Consider the following 3,102-nt stretch of genomic DNA (forward strand, 5'->3'; position numbering starts at 1 on the left):
ACCGTCGGTACTGATCCCGTCATCAATGAACCGGACTGCCACGCCCTGAGCGTCAAATTCCTTTATCAGTTGGATCATATCGGCAGTGTCGCGGCCAAGACGGTCGAGCTTCTTAACCAGAATGACATCACCTTCCTCCACCTTCATCCTCAGCAAATCCAGCCCTTCCCGGTCTGTTGAACTGCCGGATGCCTTATCGGTAAATATACGGTTTGCTTTCACACCTGCGTCTTTGAGTGCTCTGACCTGAAGATCAAGAGACTGCTGACTGGTTGAGACCCGAGCGTAACCAAAAAGTCGCATAAAAATGTACCTTAAATCGAATATCGGACAACTCATGTCTATTATTACAAATTTACGATTTAATAGACATATTAATGTAACAGTTTTACGATGTCCGATAATTTATAACATTTCGTACGGTTGGAAAAATGTTACTAAATGCCCGTCAGGCAGGGAGGCCGATATGCCCGTTGACTTTCTGACCACTGAGCAGACTGAAAGCTATGGCAGATTCACCGGTGAACCGGATGAGCTTCAGCTGGCACGATATTTTCACCTTGATGAAGCAGACAAGGAATTTATCGGAAAAAGCAGAGGTGATCACAACCGTCTGGGCATTGCCCTGCAAATTGGATGTGTCCGTTTTCTGGGCACCTTCCTCACCGATATGAATCATATTCCTTCCGGCGTCCGGCATTTTACCGCCAGACAGCTCGGGATTCGTGATATCACCGTTCTTGCAGAATACGGTCAGAGGGAAAATACCCGCCGTGAGCATGCAGCGCTGATACGTCAGCACTATCAGTATCGTGAATTTGCCTGGCCCTGGACATTTCGCCTTACCCGTCTTTTATATACCCGGAGCTGGATAAGCAACGAACGTCCTGGCCTGCTTTTCGATCTGGCGACAGGGTGGCTTATGCAACATCGTATTATTCTCCCCGGAGCCACTACGCTGACCCGGTTGATTTCAGAGGTAAGGGAAAAGGCGACGTTGCGCCTGTGGAACAAACTGGCACTGATACCGTCAGCCGAACAGCGTTCACAGCTGGAGATGCTGCTGGGGCCAACTGATTGCAGCCGCCTGTCTTTACTGGAATCACTGAAAAAGGGCCCTGTGACCATCAGTGGTCCGGCGTTTAATGAAGCAATTGAACGCTGGAAAACTCTGAACGATTTTGGCCTGCATGCTGAAAACCTGAGTACACTCCCGGCTGTGCGCCTGAAAAATCTCGCACGTTATGCTGGTATGACTTCGGTGTTCAATATTGCCAGGATGTCACCGCAGAAAAGGATGGCGGTTCTGGTTGCCTTTGTCCTTGCATGGGAAACGCTGGCGCTGGATGATGCATTGGACGTTCTGGACGCCATGCTGGCCGTTATCATCCGTGACGCCAGAAAGATTGGGCAGAAAAAACGGCTCCGCTCGCTGAAGGATCTGGATAAATCTGCATTGGCGCTCGCCAGCGCATGTTCGTACCTGCTGAAAGAAGAAACACCGGACGAATCGATTCGTGCTGAGGTGTTCAGCTACATCCCAAGGCAAAAGCTGGCTGAAATCATCACGCTTGTCCGTGAAATTGCCCGGCCCTCAGACGATAATTTTCATGAAGAAATGGTGGAGCAGTACGGGCGCGTTCGTCGTTTCCTGCCCCATCTGCTGAATACCGTTAAATTTTCATCCGCACCTGCCGGGGTTACCACTCTGAATGCCTGTGACTACCTCAGCCGGGAGTTCAGCTCACGGCGGCAGTTTTTTGACGACGCACCAACGGAAATTATCAGTCGGTCATGGAAACGGCTGGTGATTAACAAGGAAAAACATATCACCCGCAGGGGATACACGCTCTGCTTTCTCAGTAAACTGCAGGATAGTCTGAGGCGGAGGGATGTCTACGTTACCGGCAGTAACCGGTGGGGAGATCCTCGTGCAAGATTACTACAGGGTGCTGACTGGCAGGCAAACCGGATTAAGGTTTATCGTTCTTTGGGGCACCCGACAGACCCGCAGGAAGCAATAAAATCTCTGGGTCATCAGCTTGATAGTCGTTACAGACAGGTTGCTGCACGTCTTTGCGAAAATGAGGCTGTCGAACTCGATGTTTCTGGCCCGAAGCCCCGGTTGACAATTTCTCCCCTCGCCAGTCTTGATGAGCCGGACAGTCTGAAACGACTGAGCAAAATGATCAGTGATCTACTCCCTCCGGTGGATTTAACGGAGTTGCTGCTCGAAATTAACGCCCATACCGGATTTGCTGATGAGTTTTTCCATGCTAGTGAAGCCAGTGCCAGAGTTGATGATCTGCCCGTCAGCATCAGCGCCGTGCTGATGGCTGAAGCCTGCAATATCGGTCTGGAACCACTGATCAGATCAAATGTTCCTGCACTGACCCGACACCGGCTGAACTGGACAAAAGCGAACTATCTGCGGGCTGAAACTATCACCAGCGCTAATGCCAGACTGGTTGATTTTCAGGCAACGCTGCCACTGGCACAGATATGGGGTGGAGGAGAAGTGGCATCTGCAGATGGAATGCGCTTTGTTACGCCAGTCAGAACAATCAATGCCGGACCGAACCGCAAATACTTTGGTAATAACAGAGGGATCACCTGGTACAACTTTGTGTCCGATCAGTATTCCGGCTTTCATGGCATCGTTATACCGGGGACGCTGAGGGACTCTATCTTTGTGCTGGAAGGTCTTCTGGAACAGGAGACCGGGCTGAATCCAACCGAAATTATGACCGATACAGCAGGTGCCAGCGAACTTGTCTTTGGCCTTTTCTGGCTGCTGGGATACCAGTTTTCTCCACGCCTGGCTGATGCCGGTGCTTCGGTTTTCTGGCGAATGGACCATGATGCCGACTATGGCGTGCTGAATGATATTGCCAGAGGGCAATCAGATCCCCGAAAAATAGTCCTTCAGTGGGACGAAATGATCCGGACCGCTGGCTCCCTGAAGCTGGGCAAAGTACAGGTTTCAGTGCTGGTCCGTTCATTGCTGAAAAGTGAACGTCCTTCCGGACTGACTCAGGCAATCATTGAAGTGGGGCGCATCAACAAAACGCTGTATCTGCTTAATTATATTGATGATGAAGA

At 50.6% G+C, this 3,102-nt stretch carries 2 protein-coding genes; one reads left to right on the plus strand and one right to left on the minus strand.

The features are described 5' to 3' along the window. Positions 1 to 303: recombinase family protein (locus FTE26_RS02080; RefSeq protein ID WP_001235705.1), on the minus strand; the 303-nt coding region annotated here is incomplete at its 3' end. Between the two features lie 163 nt (positions 304 to 466). On the opposite strand from FTE26_RS02080, the gene FTE26_RS02085 reads away from it, so the two are divergent. Next, a partial coding sequence (locus FTE26_RS02085) for a Tn3-like element Tn3 family transposase (RefSeq protein WP_114190555.1) occupies positions 467 to 3,102 on the plus strand: 2,636 nt, incomplete at its 3' end.

It is taken from the genome of Escherichia sp. S10b (genome assembly GCF_028421345.1).
Taxonomy (GTDB): domain Bacteria; phylum Pseudomonadota; class Gammaproteobacteria; order Enterobacterales; family Enterobacteriaceae; genus ECMA0423.